At 73.7% G+C, this 25,865-nt stretch carries 25 protein-coding genes and 1 riboswitch; of the genes, 15 read left to right on the forward strand and 10 right to left on the reverse strand.

All coding sequences use genetic code 11. The features are described from left to right. Positions 1-134 precede the first annotated feature (134 nt). Positions 135-467 (reverse strand): nuclear transport factor 2 family protein, encoded by a 333-nt coding sequence (locus HL054_RS20310; RefSeq protein WP_369140911.1) that lies wholly within the window; start codon positions 465-467, stop codon positions 135-137. 78 nt (positions 468-545) lie between these two features. Here HL054_RS20310 and HL054_RS20315 point away from each other — a divergent pair, with 78 nt between their 5' ends. The 5 genes from HL054_RS20315 to HL054_RS20335 all read left to right on the forward strand — a co-directional run bounded on the left by HL054_RS20315 (position 546) and on the right by HL054_RS20335 (position 5,246). After that, the gene (locus HL054_RS20315; RefSeq protein ID WP_369140912.1) at positions 546-1,334 is read left to right on the forward strand and encodes a MerR family transcriptional regulator; all 789 of its coding nucleotides are present in this window, start codon (positions 546-548) and stop codon (positions 1,332-1,334) included. Between the two features lie 10 nt (positions 1,335-1,344). Further along, a complete protein-coding gene (locus HL054_RS20320; protein ID WP_369140914.1) occupies positions 1,345-2,451 on the forward strand; it encodes an epoxide hydrolase family protein in 1,107 nt (368 codons plus the stop codon). Next, positions 2,448-2,990, forward strand: coding sequence for a GNAT family N-acetyltransferase (locus tag HL054_RS20325; protein ID WP_369140915.1), 543 nt, complete (start codon positions 2,448-2,450; stop codon positions 2,988-2,990). The genes HL054_RS20320 and HL054_RS20325 overlap by 4 nt, the downstream gene beginning before the upstream one ends. 316 nt (positions 2,991-3,306) lie before the next feature. Next, a riboswitch (cyclic di-AMP (ydaO/yuaA leader) is annotated at positions 3,307-3,474 on the forward strand. A 15-nt stretch (positions 3,475-3,489) separates the two neighbouring features. After that, the gene (locus HL054_RS20330; RefSeq protein ID WP_369140916.1) at positions 3,490-4,002 is read left to right on the forward strand and encodes a C40 family peptidase; all 513 of its coding nucleotides are present in this window, start codon (positions 3,490-3,492) and stop codon (positions 4,000-4,002) included. 146 nt (positions 4,003-4,148) lie between these two features. After that, the gene (locus tag HL054_RS20335) at positions 4,149-5,246 is read left to right on the forward strand and encodes a DUF5925 domain-containing protein (RefSeq protein ID WP_369140917.1); all 1,098 of its coding nucleotides are present in this window, start codon (positions 4,149-4,151) and stop codon (positions 5,244-5,246) included. Here HL054_RS20335 and HL054_RS20340 read toward each other — a convergent pair. Genes HL054_RS20340 through HL054_RS20350 form a run of 3 tightly spaced genes read right to left on the reverse strand, consistent with a single transcriptional unit; the run spans position 5,237 to position 7,646 of the window. Next, positions 5,237-5,995 (reverse strand): SDR family oxidoreductase, encoded by a 759-nt coding sequence (locus tag HL054_RS20340; protein WP_369140918.1) that lies wholly within the window; start codon positions 5,993-5,995, stop codon positions 5,237-5,239. The two genes, HL054_RS20335 and HL054_RS20340, sit on opposite strands and share 10 nt — an antisense overlap. 35 nt (positions 5,996-6,030) lie before the next feature. Then, positions 6,031-6,822, reverse strand: coding sequence for an MBL fold metallo-hydrolase (locus HL054_RS20345; RefSeq protein ID WP_369140919.1), 792 nt, complete (start codon positions 6,820-6,822; stop codon positions 6,031-6,033). After that, the gene (locus tag HL054_RS20350; protein WP_369140920.1) at positions 6,819-7,646 is read right to left on the reverse strand and encodes an alpha/beta hydrolase; all 828 of its coding nucleotides are present in this window, start codon (positions 7,644-7,646) and stop codon (positions 6,819-6,821) included. Before HL054_RS20350 ends, HL054_RS20345 begins: the two co-directional genes overlap by 4 nt. Positions 7,647-7,826: 180 nt before the next feature. Between HL054_RS20350 and HL054_RS20355 the strand changes: the two genes are divergently transcribed. Then, positions 7,827-8,780, forward strand: a complete 954-nt coding sequence (locus HL054_RS20355) for a helix-turn-helix domain-containing protein (protein WP_369140921.1) — start codon at positions 7,827-7,829, stop codon at positions 8,778-8,780. Between the two features lie 54 nt (positions 8,781-8,834). Here HL054_RS20355 and HL054_RS20360 read toward each other — a convergent pair whose 3' ends face one another. Beyond that, positions 8,835-10,337, reverse strand: coding sequence for a flavin-containing monooxygenase (locus HL054_RS20360; RefSeq protein WP_369140922.1), 1,503 nt, complete (start codon positions 10,335-10,337; stop codon positions 8,835-8,837). A 167-nt stretch (positions 10,338-10,504) separates the two neighbouring features. On the opposite strand from HL054_RS20360, the gene HL054_RS20365 reads away from it, so the two are divergent. After that, complete coding sequence (locus tag HL054_RS20365; RefSeq protein ID WP_369140923.1) at positions 10,505-11,338, forward strand: alpha/beta fold hydrolase; 834 nt, start codon at positions 10,505-10,507, stop codon at positions 11,336-11,338. 61 nt (positions 11,339-11,399) lie between these two features. Here the strand turns inward: HL054_RS20365 and HL054_RS20370 are convergent, their stop codons facing one another. Together HL054_RS20370 and HL054_RS20375 are read right to left on the reverse strand one after the other, a co-directional pair. Then, on the reverse strand, positions 11,400-11,939 hold the full coding sequence (locus tag HL054_RS20370; protein WP_369140924.1) for a hypothetical protein: 540 nt from the start codon (positions 11,937-11,939) through the stop codon (positions 11,400-11,402). A 126-nt stretch (positions 11,940-12,065) separates the two neighbouring features. Further along, complete coding sequence (locus tag HL054_RS20375; protein WP_369140925.1) at positions 12,066-13,244, reverse strand: ROK family transcriptional regulator; 1,179 nt, start codon at positions 13,242-13,244, stop codon at positions 12,066-12,068. A gap of 154 nt (positions 13,245-13,398) precedes the next feature. Here HL054_RS20375 and HL054_RS20380 point away from each other — a divergent pair, with 154 nt between their 5' ends. The 7 genes from HL054_RS20380 (at position 13,399) to HL054_RS20410 (ending at position 19,399) form a co-directional block, all read left to right on the forward strand. Next, the gene (locus tag HL054_RS20380) at positions 13,399-14,160 is read left to right on the forward strand and encodes an amino acid ABC transporter ATP-binding protein (protein ID WP_440347959.1); all 762 of its coding nucleotides are present in this window, start codon (positions 13,399-13,401) and stop codon (positions 14,158-14,160) included. A gap of 85 nt (positions 14,161-14,245) precedes the next feature. Beyond that, positions 14,246-15,199 (forward strand): glutamate ABC transporter substrate-binding protein, encoded by a 954-nt coding sequence (locus HL054_RS20385; protein WP_369140926.1) that lies wholly within the window; start codon positions 14,246-14,248, stop codon positions 15,197-15,199. A 44-nt stretch (positions 15,200-15,243) separates the two neighbouring features. After that, positions 15,244-15,888 carry an amino acid ABC transporter permease gene (locus HL054_RS20390; RefSeq protein WP_369140927.1) on the forward strand — a complete coding sequence of 215 codons (645 nt, stop codon included), beginning with the start codon at positions 15,244-15,246 and terminating at the stop codon, positions 15,886-15,888. Next, positions 15,885-16,751 carry an amino acid ABC transporter permease gene (locus HL054_RS20395; RefSeq protein WP_369140929.1) on the forward strand — a complete coding sequence of 289 codons (867 nt, stop codon included), beginning with the start codon at positions 15,885-15,887 and terminating at the stop codon, positions 16,749-16,751. Before HL054_RS20390 ends, HL054_RS20395 begins: the two co-directional genes overlap by 4 nt. Continuing rightward, positions 16,744-17,715, forward strand: coding sequence for an asparaginase (locus HL054_RS20400; RefSeq protein WP_369140930.1), 972 nt, complete (start codon positions 16,744-16,746; stop codon positions 17,713-17,715). Before HL054_RS20395 ends, HL054_RS20400 begins: the two co-directional genes overlap by 8 nt. Further along, entirely contained in the window at positions 17,697-18,440 is a 744-nt protein-coding gene (locus HL054_RS20405) for a copper homeostasis protein CutC (protein ID WP_369140931.1), read from the forward strand. Before HL054_RS20400 ends, HL054_RS20405 begins: the two co-directional genes overlap by 19 nt. Then, entirely contained in the window at positions 18,437-19,399 is a 963-nt protein-coding gene (locus tag HL054_RS20410) for an ROK family protein (protein ID WP_369140932.1), read from the forward strand. The genes HL054_RS20405 and HL054_RS20410 overlap by 4 nt, the downstream gene beginning before the upstream one ends. A 193-nt stretch (positions 19,400-19,592) precedes the next feature. Here the strand turns inward: HL054_RS20410 and HL054_RS20415 are convergent, their stop codons facing one another. Both HL054_RS20415 and HL054_RS20420 read right to left on the reverse strand, forming a co-directional pair. After that, positions 19,593-21,008, reverse strand: coding sequence for a hypothetical protein (locus tag HL054_RS20415; RefSeq protein WP_369140933.1), 1,416 nt, complete (start codon positions 21,006-21,008; stop codon positions 19,593-19,595). Between the two features lie 322 nt (positions 21,009-21,330). Then, complete coding sequence (locus HL054_RS20420) at positions 21,331-22,062, reverse strand: SDR family oxidoreductase (protein ID WP_369140934.1); 732 nt, start codon at positions 22,060-22,062, stop codon at positions 21,331-21,333. 94 nt (positions 22,063-22,156) lie between these two features. Here HL054_RS20420 and HL054_RS20425 point away from each other — a divergent pair, with 94 nt between their 5' ends. After that, on the forward strand, positions 22,157-23,008 hold the full coding sequence (locus HL054_RS20425) for a LysR family transcriptional regulator (RefSeq protein ID WP_369140935.1): 852 nt from the start codon (positions 22,157-22,159) through the stop codon (positions 23,006-23,008). Between the two features lie 81 nt (positions 23,009-23,089). Here HL054_RS20425 and HL054_RS20430 read toward each other — a convergent pair whose 3' ends face one another. Then, entirely contained in the window at positions 23,090-25,807 is a 2,718-nt protein-coding gene (locus tag HL054_RS20430; RefSeq protein ID WP_369140936.1) for an MGH1-like glycoside hydrolase domain-containing protein, read from the reverse strand. Positions 25,808-25,865 lie beyond the last annotated feature (58 nt).

Below are 25,865 nucleotides of genomic sequence, written 5' to 3' on the forward strand. Positions count from 1 at the left end.
CCACCGCTTCGAACACTTGTGCGAAGTCTACCGCGGTAGGAGGCAGACGAGAAATCGAATCCCCAGGTCAGCGGCCTGTCCACAGATGTCCGGAGCCCCTTGACAGGAGCGTCACCGCGCGTCGGGCAGGTGGCTCACGGCGCGATCGACAGCTCCGCGATCAGCCCGTCGCGCAGGGTGAACCGGTAGCGCAGGTCGACCACGCCGCCCGGGAAGTCGCCCTCCAGGTGGTTCACCGCGACCCAGTGCTCGTGGTCGATGCGCTGCGCCCCGGTCAGCTCGGTCGTGTACGTGTACTCCGAGCCGCCGCCCTGCAGGAAGCCGAGCACCTGCTCGGTCCCGCGGAAGGTGCGGCCCTCGTCCTCGACGACGGCGTCCGGGGTGAAGGAGCGGAGCGCGGTGTCGGCGTCCCGCTGGGTGTGCGCGGTCAGGAAGCTGCGGATCGTGTCCGGCAAGGTGATGTCCATGGCCCGACCCTGCGGCCTCCCGCAGGGAGAAGGTCAAGCGCTGGACCCTCCCCCGGCAGGAGGGTGCAGAGTGCCGGGGTGCTCACGATCGGCGAGTTCTCCCAGCTGACCCACCTCAGCGTCCGCACCCTGCGCCGGTACCACGACGCCGGGCTGCTCGAGCCGGCCACGGTCGACCGGGCCAGCGGCTACCGGTACTACGGGGCCGAGCAGATCCCGGTCGCCCAGGTCATCCACCGGCTGCGCGAGCTCGACGTCCCGCTGGCCGACGTGCAGCGGATCCTGCGCACCCCCGACCCGGAGGTCCGGGCCGGGCTGGTCGCCGACCACCTGCGCCGGCTGGAGGACCAGCTGGAGCGCACCCGGTCGGCGGTCGTGTCCCTCCAGCGGCTGCTCCGCCCCCAGCCCCGGGACGTCGAGCTGCGCCGGGTGCCCGCGACGACGGTCGCCGCGGTCGAGGCGGAGGTCGACCTGGCCGACGTCCTGGAGTGGTACGCCGGCGCCATGGCGGAGCTGGACGCCGCCGTCCCGGAGCGGCACGTGCCCGGCGGGCTGTACGACAACGAGCTGTTCACCGACGGCCGCGGGCACGTGCTGGTGTACCGGCCGACGGCCACGCCACCGCGCACCGGGCGGGTGCACCCGGTGACGCTGCCCGCCGTGGAGCTCGCCGTCGCCACGCACGCCGGCGACCACGGCTCGATCGAGGTCACCTACGGCGAGCTCGGCAGCTGGGTGGTCGAGCACGCGCTCGCGGTCGCCGGCCCGGTGCGCGAGACCTACCTCGTCGGCCCGCGGGACACCCCCGATGCGGCAGAGTGGCGCACCGAGATCGGCTGGCCGGTGTTCCGGCTGGCCCCCGGCTGAGGAGGACCCCGTGAGCGACGCCGCCCCGCCCCGCACCGACCAGGCCGTGCTCGACGACCTGCGCGCCCGGCTCCGGGCGTACCGCCGGGTCGAGGGCACCGGCACGCCGGGCTGGGACCGCGGCACCGAGCACGGCTACCTCGACGAACTGCTCGCCACCTGGGCCGCCGACTACGACTGGCGCCCGCACGAGGAGCGCATCCGCGCGCTGCCGTGGCAGCTGGCCGGCGGCCTGCGCGTCGTGCACCAGCGGGCGGCGGACCCGGCCGGACCGGCCGTCGTCCTGCTGCACGGCTGGCCGGACTCGGTGCTGCGCTACGAGCGGGCCCTCCCGCTGCTCACCGACGTGCACGTCGTCGTCCCGGCGCTGCCCGGCTACCCGTTCGCGGCGCCGCTGGCGGCGCGGGACCTGTCGGCGGCCGACATGGCCGGGCTCGTCGCCGCGGCGATGGCCGAGCTGGGGTACGCGCAGTACGTCGTCTCCGGTGGTGACATCGGCCGGGGCGTCGCGACGGCGCTGGCGGCGGGCCGGCCGGGTGAGGTGTCGGCGCTGCACCTCACCGACGTCGCCAACTCGTCGATGCTGTCCGCCGACCGCGCGGACCTCGACGCCGAGGAGCGCGCGATGCTCGACCGGATGCTGCAGTGGCGGGCCACCGAGGGCGGCTACCTGATCGAGCAGGCGACCAAGCCGCACACCCTCGCCGTCGCCCTGGGCGACTCCCCCGCCGGGCTGGCCGCCTGGATCGTGGAGAAGCTGCGCAGCTGGAGCGACTGCGGCGGGGACGTCGAGTCGGTCTTCTCCCGGGACGAGGTGCTCACCTGGGTGACCGCCTACTGGGTCACCGGGTCGATCGGCACCTCGTTCGCGCCGTACGTGAAGCGGAGCCCGGGGATCGGGCGGATCGACGTGCCGACCGTGGTGAGCCAGTTCCCCGGCGAGATCCTGCACGCGCCCCGGTCGGTCGTCGAGCGGTTGTTCGACCTCCGCGGCTGGCAGGAGCCGACCTCCGGCGGGCACTTCGCCGCCTGGGAGCAGCCCGCGCAGTTCGTCGCCGGCGTCCGCGAGGCGCTCGCGGTGCAGCGGCCGGGCGGTGCTCCCGGCACCGCGCGGTGACCACGGTGGGCGCCGACCTGACCGTGCGGCCGGCGATGCCGGCGGACGCGGCCGCGCTGTGCGAGCTGAGCACCGCCGCGATCCGGCAGGCTGCCGCCGCGCACTACAGCGAGCCGCAGCTGGCTGCCTGGGCGGCGACCCGCTCGGTCGCCGGCCACCGTGACCTCATCGAGCGGACCGACGTGTTCGTCGCCGTGGATGCGGCCGGTGACGTCGCCGGCTTCGGGTCGGTCGCCCTGACGCCCAGCGGCGCCCTGCAGCGCGGCGAGGTGGACCAGCTGTTCGTCGGTCCGCGCCACGGTGGCCGCGGGGTCGCCCGCCTGCTGCTCAGGACGATCGAGGCAGCCGCCCTCGCCGCCGGCGTGCGCACGCTGGTCACCCACGCGTCGTGGCGCGCCGTGCCGGTGTTCGAACGCTGCGGGTTCAGCGAGGTCGAGGTCGAGACCGTGCACCTGGCCGACCAGGTGCTGACCCGCGCGCTGATGCGCAAACCCCTCGACGACCGTCCGGGCCGACCTCAGGACGTCGGACGGCCGTGACAACGAGCGACCACCGCCCGGCCCTCCCGAGGACGACGACGCCTTGCCGTGCTGTCCGCCTCCGGTGACGCGGCGTCAGGGCACGCGCACCACCGATCAAGTCGTCGCACGGTCCGTTGGGCGCCACATCACCGTGCGTGACTGATCCGGCGATCGAGCGGCCCGCAGGTCGACCTCGGCGAGTCGCCGTCCGGTCCGCGCGTCCCCGGGTCGGCGGCCCGGTCGCGGTCACCGAGCGTGCGCCAGCCGGTCCGCGCCGTCCCGCTTACGTTCGTCGAGCCTGCCGGGGCGACGTCACCGCCCCCGTGGTGACACCCGTCAGGCGCCGCCGAACCGGGCGCTGCTGGACCAGCAGCGCACGCCCGGGCCGGGGACCCATCGCAGTTCTGGGGTGAAGCGCGGCCCGCACGCAGGTGCGGGCCGAGCCGGGCGAGTTCCCCGCCCGAACCCGTCAGCTAACTCGGTAGGCGGTTCCGGAGAACCAGGAGAAACACCGCACATGCGCACGTCCGCACACCTCCGTCCTGTCCGGTCCGGCCGCGGGGCGGTCCTCGCCCTGCTGACCGGCGCCGGGCTGGTGCTCACCCCGATGACCGCCCAGGCCGCAGGCGGCACCAGCGCCCCGGCCGCCGCACCGGTGACCTCCGTCGCGGCCGCCAGCTCGACCGCCCAGGCCGTCCTGGACACTGCGCTCGCCCAGCAGGGCAAGCCCTACGTCTGGGCCGGCGCCGGCCCGAACTCCTTCGACTGCTCGGGGCTCACCCAGTACGCCTTCGCGGCCGCGGGCATCTCGCTCCCCCACTCGTCCCGGGTGCAGTCCGGGATGGGCACGCCGGTCGCGCGCGGCGACCTGCAGCCGGGTGACCTGGTGTTCTTCTACAGCCCGGTCAGCCACGTCGGGATCTACCTCGGCAACGGGCAGATGGTGCACGCGCCGACCGCCGGCTCGACCGTGTCCGTGGTCGACGTCGACCGGATGGGCGGTTTCCACTCCGCCCGCCGCCTGGCCTGACCGCCGCCCGGCTCCGGTGGTGCCGCGCCGATGCGGCACCACCGGGGCCGGTACGGGCCGGGAACGGCTCGGAAACGACTCGGGATCGTCCGACCGACCCCGTACCGTCCGGCAGGCTCGTCGCCGTCCGGACAAGGAGACCCCCCGTGACACCCGCTCTGCCCGCCGCCCGGCCGGCTGCCGTCGTCCCGAGCGTGTCGCTGGCGGACGTCGAGGACATCAGCGACGCCGTGCTGCTCGAGGCGCAGTGGAGCGGCGCCATGCCGCACCACCGGGCGGCCGAGGTGCCCGGCTCGCTGGAGGACCTGACCATCCTGCTGCCGGCCGGCGCACGCGTCCGGCTGGACCAGCGGGCGGAGAAGTGGCGGGCCGTGCTCGCCGACGTCGGCAGCGGCCTCGTGCACCTCTCCGTGCGCTGGGGCATCACCACGCTGACCGTGGTCGGACCGGACGCCGACGACGCCGAGGCGACGCTGGCCCGGCTGGTCCAGGCCGCGCGGCAGGCGGTCGCGGTGCCCGCCGGCTCGGTGCGGATGCGCTTCTGGTCCGGCGGGGGCGACCACCCCGCCGAGTCCAGCCGCACCGTGGCCGCCCCGGACTGGGCGACGGTGGCGGCCAACTACCCGGGCGGCACGGCCGCTGCGCTCGACCAGCTGATGCGGCTCGACGACCTCGGTTCCCGCAGCGGCCGGCTGGTGCTGTGGCACGGCGCGCCGGGCACCGGCAAGACCACCGCGGTCCGCGCGCTGAGCCGGCAGTGGTCGGACTGGTGCGAGACGCACTACGTCACCGACCCCGAGCAGCTCTTCGTGAACCCGCAGTACCTGCTCGAGGTGGCCGGCGGCGACGAGGACGAGACGCCGCGCGGCGGCCGGCCGTGGCGGCTGGTCGTCGCCGAGGACTGCGACGAGTACCTGCGCACCGATGCCCGGGCCCGCGCCGGGGCCTCGCTGGGGCGGCTGCTCAACCTGTGCGACGGCATCCTCGGCCACGGCCTGCAGGTGCTCGTGCTGCTGACCACCAACGAGGACGCCGGCAGCCTGCACCCGGCGATCACCCGGCCCGGGCGCTGCCTGAGCGCGGTGGAGTTCGCGCCGCTGTCGCAGGCCGAGGCGCAGGCGTGGCTGGGGCCGGACAGCCCGGCGCCGGCCGGGCAGTCCACCCTCGCCGAGCTCTACGCGCTGCGTGAGGAGCGCGCGCTGCCCGGCGGCCGCTCGGTGCACGAGGTGGGCGGCTACCTCTGAGCCACGGCCTCGGTGAGCCACTGCTCGAAGGTCTGCCGGCCGCGGTCGGCGCCCGGGCCGGGGACCAGCGCCCCGTCGCGCACCCGCCGGCCGGAGGCGCCGGGCAGCGGCACCCGGAGCACCCGCCGGCGCTGTCCGGTGGCGGCGAGCCAGCGGCGCACCAGGTCGGCCAGCTCGGACTCCTCCGGCCCGCGCAGGTCCGTCGCCCGCCCGCGCGGGGCGCCCTCGGCCAGCGCGAGCAGCGCCGCCGCCACCTCGGCGGCGGCGACCGTCGACGTGCGCATCGCCGGGACGACCACGAAGGGCCCGACCGACGTGCGCCGCACCATCTGCGGCGCGAACTCGTGGAACTGGGTGGCCCGCAGCACCGTCCAGGGCACCGGGCCCGCCTCCACCAGCCGCTCCTGGGCGACCTTGCCCGCGTAGTAGCCGCGGGTCTCCCCGTCGATGCCGACGATCGACAGCGCGACGTGGTGCCCCACCCCGGCGGTCCGCTCGGCGTCGAGCAGGTGCTGCGTCGTCGCGCGGAAGAAGGCGGTCGCCTTCGCCGCCGACGTCGTCGCCACGCTCAGCACGTCGACGACGACGTCCGCCCCGGCCACCGCCTCGGCCAGCCCCCGGCCGGCGACGACGTCCTGGCCGCTGCTCCGCGACAGCGGCACCACGTCGTGCCCGGCCGCTCGCGCCTGCGCGACGACGTGTTTCCCGACCTCGCCGGTCCCGCCGGCCACCACCATCCGCATGCCCATGACCAGGAGACGATCTCACCGGCCGCCCCGTGACATCACCGGTCCGCGCGCGCCAGTTCGACCGGCGTCCCCCTCGGCAGCCAGCGGAACCGCCGCCGGACGTCGTCCGGCGCCCGGGCGAGGTCCCGTTCCACCCCGGCCCGCCCCTGCGCGAAGTGGCTCCAGCCCTCGTAGTGCACCGGGACGACGGTGCGCGGGTCGAGCAGCCGGCACAGCTCGACCGCCTGCCGTCCGGTCATCGAGTACCGCAGCGGGCCGGTGACCGGGAACCGGACACCGCCCAGGTGCAGCACGGCGGTGTCGACCGTGAACCGCTCGGCGACCTCGCGCAGCCCGCCGAACAGCACGGAGTCGCCCGAGATCCACAGCACGCCGTCGTCGCTGCCGGCCACCCGCAGCGCGAACCCGACGACGTCGCCGGCGACCGGGCGGCTCAGCGGCGGGCCGTGCCGGGCCGGGGTCGCGGTCACCTGCAGCGCCGGCCGGCCGGGCGCCTCCAGCACCGTCGTCGTCCAGGGCGCCAGCCCGCGCGCCGTGCCGCCGAGCCGGACGGCACCGGACGCCGTCGTCACGACCACCGGCACCGAGGGCAGGAAGGCGCGGCCGGCGTCGTCCAGGTTGTCGGCGTGGTGGTCGTGGCTGAGCAGCACGGCGTCGACGTCGGGCAGCTCGGCGGGCTGCAGCGCCGGCCCGGCCACCTTGCGGGAACTGGTCCCCCAGCCGAACGCGTACCGCCGTCCCGGGGGGTCGAACGTCGGGTCGGTGAGCAGCCGCCAGCCCGCCACCTCGACCAGCAGCGTGGGCCCGCCGACGTGGGTCAGCCTCACTGGGCGCCGGTGACCTTCCGCTGCGCCCCGGTCGCGTGCGCGAGCGCCCACTCCAGCACCTCGTCGGCGATGCGTTCCCAGCCCGGCGACGCGGGCAGCAGGTGCGGGTAGCCGGGGTGCTCCACGACCTCGGTCACCGTGTCGCCGCGGTAGTGCTTCGCGTTCGAGCGCTGCACCGACGGCGGCATGATGTGGTCCTCGCCGCCGGAGACGAACAGCAGCGGCGGGCGGGCGTCGTTGCTGTAGTCGACGTGCGCGTCCTGCGGGCCGGGCATCAGGTTGGCCAGCACCGAGTTCCACAGGATCCGGCCGGCCGCCGGGACGTGGTACCGCAGGTAGAGCGCGCGGGACTCCTCCGCGCTGAAGGTGTTCGTGAACGCGTAGTGCCACTGCTCCTCGGTGAGCCCGACCGCCCGGTGCCGGTTGGCCGGGTTCTTGAGCACCGCCCAGGTGGACCGGACCTGCGACAGCGGGACGACGTTCACGCCCTCGGTCGGCGCGGAGTTCAGGACGACGCCGACGGCGCCGAACCCGCGGTCGAGCAGGATCTGGGTGATCGTGCCCCCGGCGGAGTGCCCGATCAGGATCGGCGGCGTCTCCAGCGCGCCGACGACCTCGGACATGTGCGCGACGATCGCCGGCAGGGTCGCCTCGGCGATCGGCGTCGGGTCGGCGTTCAGCGCCTCGACCTCGACCTCGTAGCCGGGGTAGGTCGGGGTGAGCACCCGGAAGCCCTTGGCCTCGTAGTGGGCCTTCCAGTGCTCCCAGCTCCGCGGGGTCACCCAGAAGCCGTGGATCAGGACGATGGTGTCGGGCGCGGTCACGGTGGTCTCCTCGCTGCCGGAACGGGCTGTGGTGGCGAGGACCCTGGCAGCGGCTGCGGGGCGGGGATCGGCTGTGCGTGCACGGGTCTGGTCCCTCGGTGCCGGGAGTGGTTCCCCGGCGTGCGGTCGGCTGCCAGGCTCAGGACCCTCACGGGGACGTCACCGACCCAGGGACCGCCGATGCTGCTGCTCGACACCCGCGACGTGCCGCGCGCCGACCGGGCCGAGGCCTTCCGGGTCGCGATGGGCGAGGCCTCGGTGCCGTGCCGCATCGAGCACCGGCAGCCGACCGGCGAGCTGCAGGCCCGGATGACGCTGGTGCCCTTCGGCCGGGCCTCGGTCTTCAACACCGACGCGTCGGGCTTCCGGCTCGTCCGCACCCCGCGGCACGTGCGGATGGAGAGCCCCCCGGTGGTCGCGGTGGCGTTCCAGCAGGCCGGGCGCGGCGAGTACGCGCAGCTCGGCCACGAGCAGCTGGTGCAGGGCGCCGACCTGATGCTGGTCGACCTGACCGCGCCCTACGACTTCGGCTGCGCGACCGGCGGGGGTTCCCGCTCGTTCCAGGTGCTGCACGACCACCTCGCCCTCCCGGTCGACGTCGTCCGGCGGGCGGTCCCGCGGCTGCGGGCCAGCCCGCTGCACGACCTGGTGCGGGGGCACCTGGACGAGGTGTGCAACCGGGCTGCGGCGTGGTCGTCCGACGCCGGCAGCGCGGCCCTCGGCACGGCGACCGTCGAGCTGGTGCGGGCGTTGATCGTCTCGGCGGCCGGGGACGACCGGCTGCGGGCGACGGTGCGCGAGCAGACGCTGGTCACCCGGGTGCGGGCCTACCTCGCGCAGCACCTGACCGACCCGGCGCTGACGCCGGCGACGATCGCCGCGGCCCACGCGGTCTCGGTGCGGCTGCTCTACCGGGCGTGCAGCGAGGCCGGGCTGAGCCTGGAACAGGAGGTCATCGCGCGCCGGCTCGAGCTGGCCCGCACCCAGCTGAGCACGCCGGCCGGACGGCGGCGGTCGATCGCCGCGACCGCCGCCGCCTGCGGGTTCACCGACGCCAGCCACTTCGCCCGCCGCTTCCGGGAGGCGTACGGGACGACCCCGCGGGAGTGGCGGCTCAGCCGGCCGCCGCGCTGAGCACCGGACGATGCTCGGTGACTGGCTGGACCGGATCGCCGGGCAGGCGCTCCCTCAGCGGTAGACGAGCGTCCCGTCGTCCAGGTCGGCGGCGGGCAGCAGGTGCCGCTCCTCGGCGTACTCGTGCAGGTGGGTCCACGGCTCGCGGTCGCCCTGCTTGGGCATCAGGTGCATCGAGCGGGCCAGGTAGCCGGGGTTGAAGTTCTCCGGGTCGACCCACGGCCCGAGCGGCATGCCGGCGTCCTCGGGCCGGAGCTGCGGGACGACCATCGTCGCGCCCTGCTCCCGCATGTGGGCCAGCAGCCGGCAGACGAAGTCGCTGATCAGGTCGGCGCGCAGCGTCCAGCTGTGCCGGAAGTAGCCGAACACGTAGGCCAGGTTGGGCAGCCCGGTGAACATCAGCCCGCGGTAGGTGACGGTCTGCGCGGCGTCGACCGGCTCGCCGTCCACGGTGAAGGCGATGCCGCCGAAGACGCTGAGGTCGAAGCCGGTGGCGGTGACGACGACGTCGGCCGCCAGCTCCTCGCCGGAGGACACCCGGATGCCGGTCTCGGTGAAGGTCTCGATGGTGTCGGTGACGACCGACGCCTTGCCCTCCCGCATCGCCGTGAACAGGTCGCCGTCCGGCAGCACGGCGATCCGCTGCTGCCAGGGCCGGTAGGACGGGTTGAAGTGCTTGTCGATGTCGACGTCCGGCGGGAGCTGCGGGCGCATCGACTCGATGAGGAACTCCCGGGCCAGGTCCGGCGACTCGGCGGAGATCCGGGTGAGCTCGTCGAGCTCGGCGATGTAGGCGCGGCGGAGGATCTCGTGCGTCCACTCCTCCGGGACGTCCAGCGCGCGGAGCTGGGTGGCCAGCTCGTGCGTCCGGGGCCGGGCGTAGAAGAACGTCGGGGAGCGCTGCAGCATCGTCACGTGCGCCGCGGTGTCGGCGATGGCGGGGATGAGCGTGGCCGCGGTCGCGCCGGAGCCGATGACGACGACCCGCTTGCCGGTGAGGTCGAGGTCGGCCGGCCAGTGCTGCGGGTGGACGACCTCGCCGCGGAACCGGTCGGTGCCCGGCCACTGCGGCGTGTAGCCCTGGTCGTGCCGGTAGTAGCCCTGGCACATCCAGAGGAAGCCGGTGGTGAAGGTCAGCTCCTCCCCCGTGTCGGTGCGGGTGACCTGGACGGTCCACCGCCGGTCGTCGGTCGACCAGCTGGCCGAGGTGACGCGGTGCCGGTGGCGGATGTGGGCGTCCAGCCCGTTCTCGGCGACGACCTCGTCGAGGTAGCGGAGGATCTCCTCCGACGTCGCGATGGAGGGCCCGCGCCACGGCTTGAACCGGTACCCGAAGGTGAACAGGTCGCTGTCGGAGCGGACGCCCGGGTAGCGGTGGGTCCACCACGTGCCGCCATGGCCCTCCAGCGCGTCCAGCACGACGACGCCCCGGTCCGGGAAGTGGTCGCGCAGGTGGTAGGCGGCGCCGATGCCGGAGATGCCGGCGCCGACGACCAGCACGTCGACGTGCTCCACCCGCTCGTCCAGCGCCGCCGGAGCCGCGTCCGTCATCGTCATGACCGATCCCCCAGTTCCCGTGGGGGCGCACGTCGTCGTGCGCCGTCCCGGGTCGTTCCTACCACCGCCGGACGGCGTCTTGTGGCCTGAGTCACATTGGGGCTGTCGCCGACGGCGCGTCCTGTGCTGTGCTCTGGGTCCGTTCCTGGACGAGCTCGGGAGACCTGATGAGCACACCGACGACGCACCCGCCCCGCACCGTCCAGGTCGGCGACATCGCCGTCGCCGTGCAGGAGTACGGCGACGGCGAGCCGCTGCTGGTGATCAACGGGACGAGCCAGTCGCTGGGGTTCTGGACCGAGATGGCCGAGGCGTGGGCGAGCCGGTACCGGGTGGTCACCTACGACCTGCGGGGCATGGGCGGCAGCGAGCGCGGGGCCGGTGCGTTCACCGTGGGCTCGCTGGCGGCCGACGCGCTCGGTGTGCTGGACGCCCTGGAGGTCGAGCGCGCGCACGTGCTGGGCTACTCGCTGGGCAGCGCGATCGCCCAGGAGCTGGTGCTCGCCGCGCCGGACCGGGTCGCGTCGCTGGTGCTGTACTGCACGTGGGCGCGCACCGACGGGTTCCAGCGGGCGATGCTGACCGGTCTGGCGCACCCCTGGCGGACCGGCGACATGGAGGCGGCGCTCGGCGCGCTGGGGGTCGCGTTCTCACCGCAGCTGCTGGCCAGCCCGGAGTTCGGCGCCCTGATCGAGCAGGTGCTGCCGCTGTTCCCGCGGACGCCCGCGCAGATGGCCACCTGCGCCGAGCAGTGGGACGCCGACCTGGCGCACGACACGTTGGACCGGCTGGGGTCGATCACGGTGCCGACGCTGGTGGTCGCCGGCGAGCAGGACCTGCTGACCCCGCCGTGGCACGGCGAGCAGGTGGCGGCGGCGATCCCCGGGGCGCGGCTGGAGATGTTCACCGGCCCGGGGTCGAGCCACGCGCTGGGGATGGAGCGGGCCGAGGAGTTCGTGCCGCTGGTGGCGGGGTTCCTCGCCCAGCACCCGCTCGGCTGATCGGGTCTGCCGCGCTTGTGCTCTGCTCACCAGGGTGAGCAGAGCACGAGCGGCGGGGAGCTCATGCTGCCAGCGGAGCCGCCCCGGCAGCCGGTGCGGTGGGCGTCGCAGTCGGCGGGGCCACCGGCGTCGGCGCCCAGCCGGGCGGGAGCGGGCGGGCGGTCGGGCCGCCGCGCGCGACGAGCCGCGGGTCGGCGAGGCGCTGCTGCTCGATGGCGTCCCAGGCGGCGAGCAGGTCGGCGACCCAGGTGGCGAGGGTGAGGGCGGTGCTGGCCAGCGGGTCGGCGGCGACCGCGGCGACCGGCCGGGTCGGGATCCGCGGGGCGGCCATGGCGACCGCGGCGCTCATCGCGCTGGTCTCGGCGATGATCGCCATGGCGAGGTGGTGGACGTCGGCCCCGCGGCCGAACCGCTGGGCGGCCCGGTCGGTGGTCACCAGCACCTGGCGGTCCAGCAGCCGTGGGATCCGCGGGTCGTCGGCCACCAGCACCCACGCGCCGGCCATGCCGGAGGCCCGGCCCCTGCTGATGTGCACGTGCCAACCGACGACCCGGTCCTCGACCGGCTGGTCGATCACGACGATCCCGCGCATCCCCGCCACGTCCTGTCCTCTCGGTGGTCCCTGCGCGGATCTTGGGGCACGGTGACCGCCGACACGGGCCGGACACGGTCCCGCCGCGGCCGCGTCGCGGGGTCGTCACACCACCCGCCCCACGCGCCCCTCCGGTCAGCGGGCGGCGGCCCGGGCGGCGAGCGACGCCGGTGAGAAGGCCAGGTCGAGCGCCTCGCGGGCGGCGCCGAGCACGGCGGCCTGCGGGCCGACCCGGCTGACCGCGATCTCCAGGGTGTCGGTGATCATCGGCGGGCACTGCGCGTAGATCGCCGAGCGCACGCCGGCGACGAAGGCCTCCGCGCTGCTCAGGTGCCCGCCGATCACCAGCCGGGCCGGGTTGTAGAAGTTGAGGATCGTCGACAGCACCGTGCCGGTGCTCCCACCCGCCTCGCGCAGCAGCTGGGTGGTGAGCGGGTGCGCGTCCCGGGCCAGGTCCAGCATGCCCTCGGTGCCGCCGGAGGGGACCCCGCGCTCGGCCAGCTGCTCGACCAGCGCGGCGCCGCTGGCCACGGCGTCCAGGCAGCCCACCCGGCCGCAGGAGCAGGGCACCGGCGGGGCGCCGGGCACGGTGGTGTGGCTGATGTCGCCGGCGAACCCGCCGCCGCCGACGTGCAGCACGCCACCGGCGACCACGCCGCAGCCGATGCCGGAGCCGACCTTGACGAACACCATGTCCTCGGTCGGCGAGCCGCCCGCACCGTGCTCGCCGAGCGCCATCAGGTTGGCGTCGTTCTGCACGATCACCGGCACGGGCAGCCACTGCCGCACGATCGCGGCGACGTCGGCGCCGTTCCAGCCGGGCATCCGGGCCGGTGAGACGACCAGGCCGGTGCGCGCGCTGACCGGGCCGGGCACGCCGACGCACATCGCCAGCAGGGGCGGGGCGTCGTCCACCGCGGCGACGGCCTCCTCGACGGCGGTGACCACGGTGCGCAGCACCGCCTCGGGTCCGTCGGAGACGACGGTGGGCAGGTGCCGCTCGGCCACCTGCCGCCCGGCGGCGTCCAGCACGGCGATGGCCGCGTGCCGCTCACCCAGGCTCACCGCCACCACCAGGCCGGCGCCGCCGCGCAGCTCCAGCCGGCGTGGCGGCCGCCCCCCGGCCGACGGGCCGGTGCCGGTCTCCACGAGGTAGCCGCGGCGGATCAGCATCTCCACCCGTGCGGCGGCGGTGGTCGCCGACAGCCCGGTCTCCCGGGCCACGTCGGCGCGGGAGGTGGCCCGGCCACGCCGCACCAGGGCGAGGACGGCGCTCGGGGACGTGGCCGACCGGTCGGCGACGGGGGCGGACATGCCGGTCAGTGAAACACGCAGCCCCGCCCAACTGCGATGCTCTTCGTCCAGAAGTGGAAATACTTGATGGACTTCTCGGCGTAACGATCGCCACTTAGCCTTCGTCCAACCGACACGGCAGCGACGCCGGCGGGCTGGACGACGGGAGTACGGCGTGACGACGAACGCGGCGACGGCCGGCACCCCGATGGTCAGCATGCGCGGCGTCGACAAGCACTTCGGCGCCCTGCACGTGCTGCGCTCGATCGACCTCGACGTCGCGGCCGGCGAGGTGGTCGTCGTCATCGGCCCGTCCGGGTCGGGCAAGTCGACGCTGTGCCGCACGATCAACCGGCTGGAGCCGATCGACGGCGGCGAGGTCCGGGTCGACGGCCGGCTGCTGCCCGTGGAGGGCCCCGAGCTCGCCCGGCTCCGCGCCGACGTCGGCATGGTCTTCCAGTCGTTCAACCTGTTCGGCCACCTCAGCGTGCTCGACAACGTGATGCTGGCCCCGCTCAAGGTGCGCCGGCTGGCGAAGGCGGCGGCCCGGGACGAGGCCATGGCGCTGCTCGAGCGGGTCGGCATCGCCGACAAGGCCGACCGGGTGCCCGCCCAGCTCTCCGGCGGGCAGCAGCAGCGCGCGGCGATCGCCCGCTCGCTGGCCATGCAGCCCAAGCTGATGCTCTTCGACGAGCCGACCTCGGCCCTGGACCCGGAGATGGTCAACGAGGTGCTCGAGGTGATGACCTCGCTGGCCGCCGACGGCATGACGATGGTCGTGGTGACGCACGAGATGGGCTTCGCCCGCCGTGCCGCCGACCGCGTCGTGTTCATGGACGCCGGCTCGATCGTCGAGGACGCGCCCCCGGCGCAGTTCTTCGACGCTCCCCGGAGCGAGCGCGCCCGCTCGTTCCTCGCGACCGTGCTGGCCCACTGAGGCCGTGCGCACCCGGGCGGGCGACCGCCCACCCACCCCCACGCCCGGCGCCGCGCGACGGCAGGGCCCCGAGAAAGGCAAGGCCATGCGGAACACCCGCCTCTCCAGGCGACGCCTCACCCTGATCACCGCTGTGCTGGCCACCGCCTCCGTGGCGGTCGCGGGGTGCGGCGGCTCGTCGGACGACTCGTCGTCCGCCGTCCCCACCAGCGGCGGCGACTCCGGCCTGGACGCCGTCTACGCCGACGCCCCGGTGGCCGGGGACGACGCGATCCTGTCCGACTCGACGATGGCCGAGATCAAGGAGCGCGGCGTGCTGCGCGTCGCCGCCGCCCTGGACGCCCCGCTGCTGTCGCAGCAGGACCCGTCCAACCCCGACGACGTCGAGGGCTTCGACATCGACCTGGCCAAGATGCTGGCGATCTACATCATCGGTGAGCCGAACATCGAGATTGTGCCGCCGGCGTCGGAGACCCGGGAGGCGCTGCTGCAGAACGGCACCGTCGACGTCGTCTTCAACACCTACACGATCACCGAGGAGCGGGCGCAGCAGATCAACTTCGCCGGCCCTTACTTCACCTCCGGCCTGGCCATCGCGGTGACCGCGGACAACGACGACATCAGCGGCGTCGACGACCTCGACGGGAAGACGGTGATCGTCGGCGCCAACACCCCCGCCGTGACCGCCGTCCCGGAGGTGGCCCCGGGCGCCGAGGTGACCAGCTTCGCCACCGACCCGCAGGCGGTGCAGGCGTTGGTGCAGGGCCGCGGTGACGCCTACGTGCAGGACTACACGCTGCTGGTCGCGGCGGCTGCGAACGACGACAACATCAAGGTCGTCGGCGAGCCGTTCACCGAGGAGCCCTACGGCATCGGGCTGCCCCCGGACGACCAGGACTTCAAGGACTTCGTGAACGACTGGCTGCAGCAGATCGAGGACGACGGCTCGTGGGCCGAGATCTTCGAGGCGACCCTGGGCACCGTCGTCGAGGGCGACGCCCCGACCCCGCCGGAGATCGGCTCGGTCCCGGGCTCCTGACCCGGACGGACTGACATGCAGCAGCGCCAGCGGAGGAGAACGACGTGTCTGCGGTAGTGGAGAACCTCGACCCGCTGCTCCGCGCCCTGGGGACGACCCTGCTCATCCTCGTGGTGTCGGCGGTCGGCTCCCTGGTGCTCGGGGTGCTGGTCACCGTGGCCCGGGTCAGCCCGATCCCGGTGCTCCGCGGGGCGGCGTTCGCCTACGTGCAGGTGTTCGTCAACATCCCCCTGCTGGCGCTGCTGCTGCTCGCCGTCTTCGCCCTGCCCGACGCCGGGCTGATCATGCCGCTGACCACCACGGTCATCGTGGTGCTCGTCGTCTACGAGGCGGCGTACGTGGCCGAGGCGGTGCGCAGCGGCATCAACACCGTCGCGTCCGGCCAGGTCGAGGCCGCCCGGGCACTGGGGCTGCGGCTGTCGCAGACGCTGCGGCACGTCGTCGTCCCGCAGGCCGTGCGGGCGGTGGTGCAGCCGCTGGGCAACGTGATGATCGCGCTGCTGATGAACACCGCGCTGGCCGCGACCGTCGGCGTGGTCGAGCTGACCTCGGCGGTGAACAAGGTGAACCTCGTCGAGGCGCAGCCGATCCCGATCTTCACCGCCGCCGGGCTGGTCTACATGGCGCTCGCGCTGGCCATCGGGCTGGCCGCCGGCCGGATCGAGAAGAGGGTGGCGATCCACCGATGACGCACAGCGGCGCGTTCCTCTACGACGCCCCCGGCCCGCGGGCCAAGCGGCGGATCATGCTCGGCTCGGTCGTCAGCGCCCTGGTGCTGCTCGGTCTGCTGGCCCTGGCCCTGGTCCAGTTCGGCTCCCGCGGCCAGCTGGACGCCGTCCGGTGGAGGCCGTTCCTCGAGTGGCCGATCTGGGAGTACCTGCTCGTCGGGCTGCGCGGTACGGCGCAGGCCGCGGCGATCGTCGCCGTCCTGTCCGGTGCGTTCGGCGTGCTGCTGGCGATCGGCCGGCTGTCCCCCACCCGGCCGGTGCGCTGGCTGGCCACCGGCTACATCGAGGTGGCCCGCACCCTGCCGGTGCTGCTGCTGATCTACCTCATGCTGTTCGGGCTGCCGGCCTACGGCATCAACCTGCCGGTGCTCTGGAAGCTCGTCGTCCCGCTGACCATCGCCAACTCCGCGGTGGTCGCCGAGATCGTCCGCGCCGGCGTGCTCAGCCTGCCGCGCGGGCAGACCGAGGCGGCGCTGAGCCTGGGCATCGGCCGGGCGCAGACGATGCGGTTCGTCGTCCTGCCGCAGGCGCTGCGGCACGTGACGCCGTCGCTGGTCACCCAGCTGGTCAGCCTGATCAAGGACACCTCGCTCGGCTACGTCGTGGCGTTCACCGAGCTGCTCTACCGGGCGCAGGTGCTCAGCGCCTACAACCGGCTGCTCATCCAGACCTTCCTGGTCGTCTCGCTCGTCTACCTGGTCTTCAACGGCGCCCTGTCCTACGTCGCCGCGCGGCTGCGGACCCGGCTGAAGCGCACGGTCGCGCCGCCGGACGCGGACGCCGAGCAGGCCGCCGACCGTGAACTGGAGCTCCCCCGTGGCTGATGCCCTCGCCGAACTGGCCGTCGTCCGCCGGTCCGGACTGGTCGAGAGCCGGCACCTCGGCTCGCTGATCGCGCTCGACGCCGACGGCTCCGTCGCGCTGGCGCTCGGCGACGTCGACGCGACCGTGCTGCCGCGGTCGACCACCAAGCCGCTGCAGGCGCTCGCCTGCCTGACCGCGGGTGCCCCGCTGGAGGGGCCGTCCCTGGCCATCGCCGCCGGCAGCCACACCGGCGAGGACGCGCACGTCGCCGTCGTCCGGTCGCTGCTCGAGCGGGCCGGGGCCGACGAGGGCGCGCTGCGCTGCCCGGTCGACTGGCCGGAGGACGAGGAGACCCGGCTCCGACTGATCCGCGCCGGTGGGGACCGCAGCACGGTGCGGATGAACTGCTCGGGCAAGCACGCGGCGATGCTGCTGGCCAGCGCGGTCAACGGCTGGCCGCTGGACTCCTACCTCGACCCCGGCCACCCGCTGCAGCAGCACGTGCGTGCGGTGACCGCGGAGTGGACCGGGGAGCCGGTGCGGCACGACGCGATCGACGGCTGCGGCGCGCCGCTGTTCGGGACGTCGGTGCGCGGGCTGGCCACGGCCTTCCGCTCGCTCGCCCTCGCTGCCGACGGGCCGGGCGCCCAGGTCGCGGCCGCCATGCGGACGCACCCGTTCTACGTCGGCGGCACCGGTCACCAGAACACCGCGGTGATGGAGCTGGTGCCCGGCACGGTCGCCAAGGGCGGCGCGGAGGGCGTGATCGGCGTGGCCGGTCCGGACGGCCGGGCGGTCGCGATGAAGGTCGTCGACGGCAACCCGCGGGCGACGACGCTGCTCGCGCTGACCCTGCTCGGCGGGCTGGGCGTCGACGTGTCGGCCGCCGCGGCGTGGACGTCGGTGCCGGTGCTCGGCGGCGGGGTGCCCGTCGGCGCGATCGAGCCGGGTGCGGACGTCGCGGCGTGGCTGGCCGCCGCGTGACGGCGGTCGAGATCTGCATCGACGACGTCGAGGGCGCCACGGTCGCCGAGCAGTGCGGCGCCGACCGGGTCGAGGTGTGCGCGGCGCTGTCCGAGGGCGGGACGACGCCGTCGATCGGGCTGGTGTCGGCCGTGCTGGCCCGGGTCTCCCGGATCGGCGTGCAGGTGCTGGTGCGGCCGCGCGCCGGGGACTTCGTCTACTCCCCCGCCGAGGTCGACGTGATGCTCGCCGACATCGCCGCCGTCCGGGCGCTGCCGGCCGCCGTCCCGGTCGGGTTCGTCGTCGGTGCGCTGACCGCGGCCGGCTCGATCGACACCGCCGTGCTGGCCCGGCTCGTCGAGGCCGCGGGGCCGTGCCCGGTCACGTTCCACCGGGCGTTCGACACGCTGCCCGACCTGCCGGCCGCGCTGCCGGCGCTGGTGTCCGCGGGCGTGGCCCGGGTGCTCACCTCCGGTGGCGCGCCGACGGCCGCCGAGGGCGCCGAGGTGCTGCGCTCGCTGGTGTCGCTGGCCGACGGACGGATCGTCGTCCTGGCCGCTGGCTCGGTGCGCGGCGCGAACGTGGCGGCGCTGGTGGCCGCCACCGGGGTGCCCGAGGTGCACCTGCGGGCGGCCGAGGCGGTCGCCCCGGCGGCCCCGCCGTCGTCCCCGGTCAGCTACGACGTGCGCCGGCTGGCGACCTCGGCCGCGCCGATCCGCGCCGTGCTCGAGGCGCTGCGCGGATGACCCGCTCCCCCGCCGTGCTCGCGCTGGACGTGGGCGGGACGTCGATGAAGGGCGCGGTCGTGACCCGCGACGGGCGGCCGGTGCACGTCGACCGCTGGCCGACGCTGCCGGCCGAGGACACCGTGCGCGCGATCGTCGGCCACCTGCGCGCTCTGTCGCTCGTCGCGCGGGACCTGGACGTCGAGGTCGTGGCCGCCGGCGTGGTGACCCCCGGGATGATCGACGAGGCGACCGGCACGGTGGTCTACGCGTCCAACCTGGACTGGCGCGACCTGCCGCTGCGGGCGCTCCTCACCGAGGCGACCGGGCTGCCGGTCGCGACCGGGCACGACGTCCGGACGGCGGGGCTGGCCGAGCAGCTGCTGGGCGCGGCGCGCGGGGTCGACGACTTCGCGCTGGTGACCATCGGCACCGGGGTCGCGGCCGCGCTGGTGACCGACGGCCGGCCGGTGACCGGGGCCGGCGGCGCGGCCGGGGAGATCGGCCACATCCCGATGGTGCCCGGCGGCGAGGCGTGCACCTGCGGGCAGTTCGGCTGCCTGGAGGTCTACGTGTCCGGCGCCGGCCTGGCCCGGCGCTACGCGGCCCGGTCCGGCCGGTCGCTGCCGGCCGAGGACGTGGTCGCCCGGCTCGGCGCCGACCCGGACGCCGACGTGGTGTGGGCCGAGGCGATGGCGGTGCTGGCGCAGGGGCTGGTGACCGCGACGCTGCTGCTCGACCCCACGACCATCGTGCTCGGCGGCGGCTTCACCGCCGCCGGCGAGGCGCTGCTCGGGCCGGTGCGCACGCAGCTCGCCGCCGGGCTCGCCTGGCGCCCAGCGCCGCCGGTGCGGGTGGCCGAGCTGGGGTCGGAGGCCGGCTGGATCGGCGCCGCCGCGATGGCCCTCCGCTCCGCCGGCCTCGGCGACGCCCTCCGCACCTGGGACCGACAGGCTTTCACCGCCACCACCACCCCCTGACCGCCAGTGCACCCTGGGCAAAGATGGCCAGCCTCGCCTGGGTGCGTGCCTGGCATCGAGGAACGGGCTTCGCGAGAGGAGCACGAACACTCAGGCCTTCAGCACCTCAACTCAGCAGCCGCCCCGAGTTGGCTGCTGTGGCCCGTTGGGTTCGGAGCACGCCCGTAGAAGCGACGTCCTGCCACTCGGCACCTCACGACGAGGCGAGTTCCACCGCCTCCACGGGGTTAACACCGTCGCCTTGGCTGTCGGGGTGGGCGTCAGAGGAGTCGGGGAGCTCGATGCCGTCTTGAGAGGACAGCGCCGTGCTCGCGAGCGATGGCGCCTTGTCGAGCGGTAGCTCGGCGACCTCGCGCATCTTAGGAGCAGCGGCGGTCCACGCCCTCAGGTTCTGAAGGACTTCGCCGTAATAGGCCTCAACCGCATCTAGTACCGAGTCGATCGCTGCACCGCGCCCGCGTCCGCGCTTGGTCCCTAGGGGACTGGAGAGAGCAACCCGGAAGCTGCGGACCTCCCGCTTCGGGTCTTGAACGAGCGCCGCTGGGTCCTCGCGCACGACCTTCAACAGTTCCGTGGCGCCGGCCCCGCGCGCGTGCATCGCGAATGCCTCGACGCGGACGGTCTCGGGCGCGGCCTTCAACTGCCGCACCAGCCAGTTCACCCGCGTGGTGGGCCGCCCCTCCCTAGGCGCGTCAATGTCGACGTGGCAAGTCACTCGGTTGGCGCGGAGGTCCAGCTCGATGTTCAGCGGAGCAACGGCGTTGGGGATGCGCACTGCACCGGTGAGCTTTCCGTCCCTGACCAGACTCTCGACCAGCGCGGTGGTACGCAGCGCAGGGTCGGCCAGCTCCCGGCGAGACATCGCCGGCACGACCTCCGTTCCGAGCGTCCGGCCCAGTCGCAGGGAGACGTATCGCAGCAAGGCGTCAAAGCGAGCGGCGACATCAGCGACTCCCTTGTCTGTGGTGCGCAAGGTCCCGGCATTGACCGCGTCTCGAACCGCCACCCATGAAGGGCCCATGTCCTCGAACTCAAGTGCACCCGACCGCGGGTGCTCCAGGTAGCGAATCAGCTCGCCGAGGATCCATGCCTGGTCGGGGTCAGCAACGCCGCGGTGCTCCTTCTGCACAACGGCTTCCGCCAGGATCTGACTCCACGACAGGTGGTGCATCGCGACCTTGCGGAGCTTGCGCTTGTCCACCTTGGTCGGGTGCAGTCCTGCTGACGACGGGATTTCGTTACTGATGGTGATGAGAGCGTCGAAGCCGTTCTCGCGCGCGATGTCGAGGTAGTTCTCCAACTGCTCGACGGCCAGTTCGCTTGTCCCGGTCTTCACCTCGACCAACGCAGTCCAGGTGCGCTGACCCCGCGATACCCGGATGAGGCCGTCGGGATAGCAGCGCTTGTCACCCAGCATGAACGGGACCTCGATGTAGGCCTCTATGTTGCCTGCGGGAGCTCCCAGCGGCTGAGTAAGTCCCCGACCGAACTCACGAACCGCGGTGACGACGGCGAGCAGTGCCGACGTGGCCCGACGTTCCTGCTCTTCTGCCCCGTTGATGCCAGAAGTCGGTATGAGTCGCGCCTCGTGCCAGCTCTCTTCAGCCACGCTTGTAGTACCTCTCGGTTCGCAGTGTCTTTCGGACACTAATCGAGCCGGAAGTGGTGACGCGGGCCAAGCGGAAGGTTTCTCGCGCCGACGGTACCGCTCGTCCCTACCGCCCCAGTTGTCACGGCTCGGCGACGTGATTGCGCTGTGCAGCGCAAAGGCGATGCCCTGACAGCGGGCACGAGGCCAAAGAAGGCCCTCATAGGGGGGTGAGCAGTTCGCCCGTCAGCAATCCATGGCGGACCAAGTCGCCGTAGCCCTGGCACAGTGCGTGCAGTCCCCGCTGGGAGCACCGCCCCGCGAACATGCTTCCGTGGTGCCGTCACCAGGGGACGACGCCGGCGTCCTCAAAGAAGCCGCCGGTGGGGCCGTCGTCGGGCAGGGTGGCCAGCCGGATGGCGGTCGCGGCGCCCTGCTGCGGGGTCCGCACCCCGCGGAAGCCGTTGAGGTCGGTGGCGACGAAGCCCGGGCAGGCGCAGTTGACCAGGATGCCGGTGCCGGCCAGCTCGCGGACGTACTGGACGGTGACCGCGTTGAGGAACGTCTTCGACGTCGAGTAGGCGACGGCGACCGGCCCCGTGATGAGTTCACCGCCGGGGCCGGACTGCCGGGTCAGCGAGCCGACGCTGCTGGACATGTTCACGATCCGCGGGGCAGCCGAGCGACGGAGCAGCGGCAGCATCGCGTTGGTGACCCGGATGACGCCGAGCACGTTGGTCTCCACCACCCGGCGGACCAGCGCCAGGTCGACGGTGCTCGGCTGCTGCGGCCCGCCGCCGGTGATGCCGGCGTTGTTGACCAGCGCGTCCAGCCCGCCGGCGTGCTCGGCGACCAGTTCGGCCGCCGCGGCGACGCTGTCGTCGTCGGTCACGTCCAGCGGCACGCCGAAGGCGTCGACGCCGGCCTCGCGCAGCCGAACGACCGCCGCCTCCCGCCGGCCGTCGTCCCGGGCGCCGATGCCGACGCGCCAGCCCAGCGCGCCGAGGCCCGCCGCGATCTCGTAGCCGATGCCCTTGTTCGCCCCGGTGACCAGTGCGGTCTTCGTTTCGCTCATGCACCGAGCTTTCGTGCCGGGACGACGGACGTCCAAGACCGGCTCGGTCATCGGTGATACCGCACAGGTATGACTCGGGCCTAAGCTCGCAGGCGTGGAGACGCGGGAACTGCGTTACTTCGTCGCCGTCGCCGAGGAGCTGCACTTCAGCCGCGCGGCCCAGCGGCTCGGCATCGCGCAGCCCCCGCTGTCGCGGGCGATCAGCCAGCTGGAGCGCCGTCTGGGCGTGCCCCTGCTGGAGCGCAGCAACCGGTCGGTGACGCTCACCGAGGCCGGCGCGGTGCTGCTGCACGAGGGCCGGGCCGCGCTGGACGCGATGGAGGCCGCGGAAGAGCGGACCCGGCGCGTGGCCCGGGCGGCTGCCGGTCAGGCTGGGATCGTCCTCGCCACCAAGGCCGGCGCCTCGAGCGAGCTGCTGGCCAAGCTGCTGCACGCCTACGGCGCCGAGCCGGGGTCGGTGCACGTCGAGGTGCTGCTGTGCGGCCCCGGTCAGCAGGAACGGCTGCTGCGCACCGGCCGCGCCGACGTGGCGGTCCTGCACCACCCGTTCGACGACACCGCCGGGCTGGACGTCGAGGAGCTGCACACCGAGGGCCAGGTCGCCGTCCTGCCGGCCGGTCACCCGCTCAGCGCGAAGGACCAGTTGCACCTCGACGACCTGACCGACGTGCCGGAGCTGCCGCTCGCCCGCTGGCCCAGCGCTGCCGACGGCACCTACCCGGACGGTCCCGGGCCCGAGGTGGAGAGCCACAGCCAGCTGCTGCAGCTCATCTCCCTCGGCCGGACGTTGATGGTCGCGCCGGAGTCGTGCCGCTCGCAGCTGCACGACGACCTCGTCGCCGTCCCGGTGGTGGACGCACCGCGGGTCACCACGGTCATCGCCTGGCCGCCGCACAGCCGGTCCCGGCCCGTCGCCGACCTCGTCCGCACCGCCCTCCGCCTCTGACCACGCCGCCCTGACGCCGAAGATGGCCATGTTCGCTCCCCGACGGAAGGGCGAACATGGCCATCTTTGCGAAGAGAGGGGTCAGATCCAGCGGGGGTCGGGTGGGAGGCGGGGGTTGAGGAGGTGGGCGACCAGCGCGGTCCAGCCGGTCTGGTGGGTGGCGCCGAGGCCCTCGCCGGTGTCGCCGTCGAAGAACTCGCTGAACGTCGGGTGCTCCCGCCACAGCGGTGAGTCGCTGGACTCGATGCGGTCGCCGTCCGCGGGCCGCTTGCCGTCGACCGGCCGGAACAGCGCGGTCAGCGAGTTGTCGATCAGGTCCGCGGCGTCCACCAGCGTGCAGCGGTTCCCCGACCCGGTCGGCAGCTCGATGGTGAACGAGTCGCCGTAGTGCCGGCCCAGCGTGCGCAGCTTGTCGGCCAGCAGCACGTTGACCGGGAACCACACCGGCCCGCGCCAGTTGGAGTTGCCGCCGAACAGACCGGTGCGCGACTCCCCCGGCTCGTACTCGATCGACACGTCCCGCCCACCGACGTGCGCGAACACCTGCCCGGTCGACTTCGACAGCGACCGGATGCCGAACGGCGACAGGAACTCGGTCTCGTCGAACATCCGCTGCACGATCCGCTCCAGCCGCGCCTTGTCCACCAGCGACAGCAGCAGCTTGCGGCCCTCCGGCGCGCGGCGGCCGGTCAGCGGGGCCATCAGCGCGGGCCGGCGCTTCTGCAGCCAGCGCACCCGGTCGGCGACGTCCGGCAGCCGGTCGCTCACCCACGCCGGGATCTCGGTTGCGCCCAGGATCGGCAGCAGCCCGACCATCGACCGCACGCGCAGCGGCTCCGGCGTCCCGTCGGGTGCGACCAGGACGTCGTAGAAGAACCCGTCGTCCTCGTCCCACAGCGACACCCCGTGCGAGCCGAAGGCGTTCATCGCCTCGGCGATGGCGAGGAAGTGCTCGAAGAACTTGGTGACCGTGCCGTCCCACGCCTTGTCGAACTGGGACAGCTCAAGAGCGATCTTCAGCATCTGCTGGCAGTAGAACGCCATCCAGCTGGTCGCGTCGGACTGCTCCAGCCGGTAGCCCGGCGGCAGCGGCGCGGACCGGTCGAACAGCGCGATGTTGTCCATCCCGAGGAAGCCGCCCTCGAAGACGTTGGACCCGTCGGCGTCCTTGCGGTTGACCCACCAGGAGAAGTTCATCAGCAGCTTGGTGAACACCCGGATGAGGAACTGCTGGTCGCGGTAGCCGTCGATGCGGTAGACGTGCCAGGCGGCCCAGGCGTGCACCGGCGGGTTGACGTCACCGAACGCCCACTCGTACGCCGGCAGCTGGCCGTTGGGGTGCATGGCCCACTCGCGGCACATCAGCACGAGCTGTTCCTTGGCGAAGTCGGGGTCGACGTGCGCCAGCGGGATGGTGTGGAAGGCGGTGTCCCACGCGGCGAACCACGGGTACTCCCACTCGTCGGGCATGGAGATGACGTCGGCCAGCGCCAGGTGCCGCCAGCCGGTGTTCCGCCGTCCGCGGGTCTTGCGGGCCTCCGGCGCCGGGACGGCGGGGTCGCCGTCCAGCCAGCGGGCGACGTCGAAGCGGTACAGCTGCTTGGTCCACAGCAGGCCGGCGTAGGCGCGGCGGGCCACGTGCCGGTCGTCGTCGGAGAGCCCGGGGTGGATGACGCTGGCGTAGAAGTCGCCGGCCTCGGTCCTGCGCAGGGCGAGCACCTCGTCGAACTGCGCGCCGAACATCTGCTGGTCGGGCTCGGCCTGGCGCAGCCGCAGCTTCACCGTGACCGTCTCGCCCGGCTCGACGGCGTCCCACTGGTACCAGAACGCGGCCTTGGTGCCGGTGACGTCGGGGTTGACCGCGGACTTGTCCTCACCGACGACGCGGCGGTTGATGCCGTCCTTCGGGTACTCGGTGCTGTTGCGCTCGGCGCCGAACAGGCCGACGGCGTTGGTCTCGTTGTCGCACGCCAGCACCTCCGGCGCACCGTCGGCGGCGAGCACCCAGCGGCCGAGGTAGCCGTGCTCGGCGACGACCGTCGCGACGTCCTCGTCGGGCAGGTGGGTCAGCGAGGGCTTGCGGTCGTCGAGGCCCCAGGACCAGGTGTTGCGGAACCAGACCTGCGGCAGCAGGTGCAGCGGGGCGGCGTCCGGGCCGTGGTTGGTGGCCGTCACGGTGATGCAGACGTCGTCCGGTGAGGCCTTCGCGTACGTCATCTGGACGTCGAAGAAGCGGTCCTCGGCCAGCACGCCGGTGTCGCTGAGCTCGTACTCCCGCTCCAGGCGCGAGCGCTTCGCGTTCTCCGACCGCAGCTGGGCGTAGGGGTACTCGGCCTGCGGGTAGCGGTAGAGCCACTGCATCCAGGAGTGCGTCGGCGTGCCGTCGACGGCCCACCAGTGCTCCTTGGCGTCCTCGCCGTGGTTGCCCTCGCCGTTGGTCAGGCCGAACAGCCGCTCCTTGAGGACCGGGTCCTGGCCGTTCCACATCGTGACGGAGAAGTTGAGGAAGCCGTAGCGGTCGCAGATGCCGCCGAGTCCGTCTTCGCCCCAGCGGTACGTGCGGGCGACGGCGTGGTCGAACGGGAAGGACGCCCAGGCGTCGCCGCCCTCGGAGTAGTCCTCGCGGACGGTCCCCCACTGCCGGCCGGCGAGGTACGGACCCCAGGTGCGCCAGGGGGCGCCCATGTCGCCGGACTCGGCGAGGCGCGCGTGCTCGGCGCTGCGGGGGGCGGTGGTGTCCTGAGGACCGGGCGGTGGGGTGACGCCGGGAGCGGAGGCGCCGGGCACTGCGGAAGACACGACCTCCACAGTGCCACGGCTCGTGCTTCCGACTCGTTACGTCAGCCGACAGAGCTCG

Origin of the sequence: Modestobacter versicolor, from assembly GCF_041028285.1 — a bacterium.
Taxonomy (GTDB): domain Bacteria; phylum Actinomycetota; class Actinomycetes; order Mycobacteriales; family Geodermatophilaceae; genus Modestobacter; species Modestobacter versicolor_A.

What these genes read in the sequence shown, in the direction of transcription:
- HL054_RS20385 (WP_369140926.1), top strand. Translation starts at nt 14,246, where the DNA reads ATGCGGAACACCCGCCTCTCCAGGCGACGCCTCACCCTGATCACCGCT.
- HL054_RS20340 (WP_369140918.1), bottom strand. Translation starts at nt 5,995, where the DNA reads ATGGGCATGCGGATGGTGGTGGCCGGCGGGACCGGCGAGGTCGGGAAA.
- HL054_RS20365 (WP_369140923.1), top strand. Translation starts at nt 10,505, where the DNA reads ATGAGCACACCGACGACGCACCCGCCCCGCACCGTCCAGGTCGGCGAC.
- HL054_RS20420 (WP_369140934.1), bottom strand. Translation starts at nt 22,062, where the DNA reads ATGAGCGAAACGAAGACCGCACTGGTCACCGGGGCGAACAAGGGCATC.
- HL054_RS20410 (WP_369140932.1), top strand. Translation starts at nt 18,437, where the DNA reads ATGACCCGCTCCCCCGCCGTGCTCGCGCTGGACGTGGGCGGGACGTCG.
- HL054_RS20310 (WP_369140911.1), bottom strand. Translation starts at nt 467, where the DNA reads ATGGACATCACCTTGCCGGACACGATCCGCAGCTTCCTGACCGCGCAC.
- HL054_RS20375 (WP_369140925.1), bottom strand. Translation starts at nt 13,244, where the DNA reads ATGTCCGCCCCCGTCGCCGACCGGTCGGCCACGTCCCCGAGCGCCGTC.
- HL054_RS20395 (WP_369140929.1), top strand. Translation starts at nt 15,885, where the DNA reads ATGACGCACAGCGGCGCGTTCCTCTACGACGCCCCCGGCCCGCGGGCC.
- HL054_RS20360 (WP_369140922.1), bottom strand. Translation starts at nt 10,337, where the DNA reads ATGACGATGACGGACGCGGCTCCGGCGGCGCTGGACGAGCGGGTGGAG.
- HL054_RS20330 (WP_369140916.1), top strand. Translation starts at nt 3,490, where the DNA reads ATGCGCACGTCCGCACACCTCCGTCCTGTCCGGTCCGGCCGCGGGGCG.
- HL054_RS20355 (WP_369140921.1), top strand. Translation starts at nt 7,827, where the DNA reads ATGCTGCTGCTCGACACCCGCGACGTGCCGCGCGCCGACCGGGCCGAG.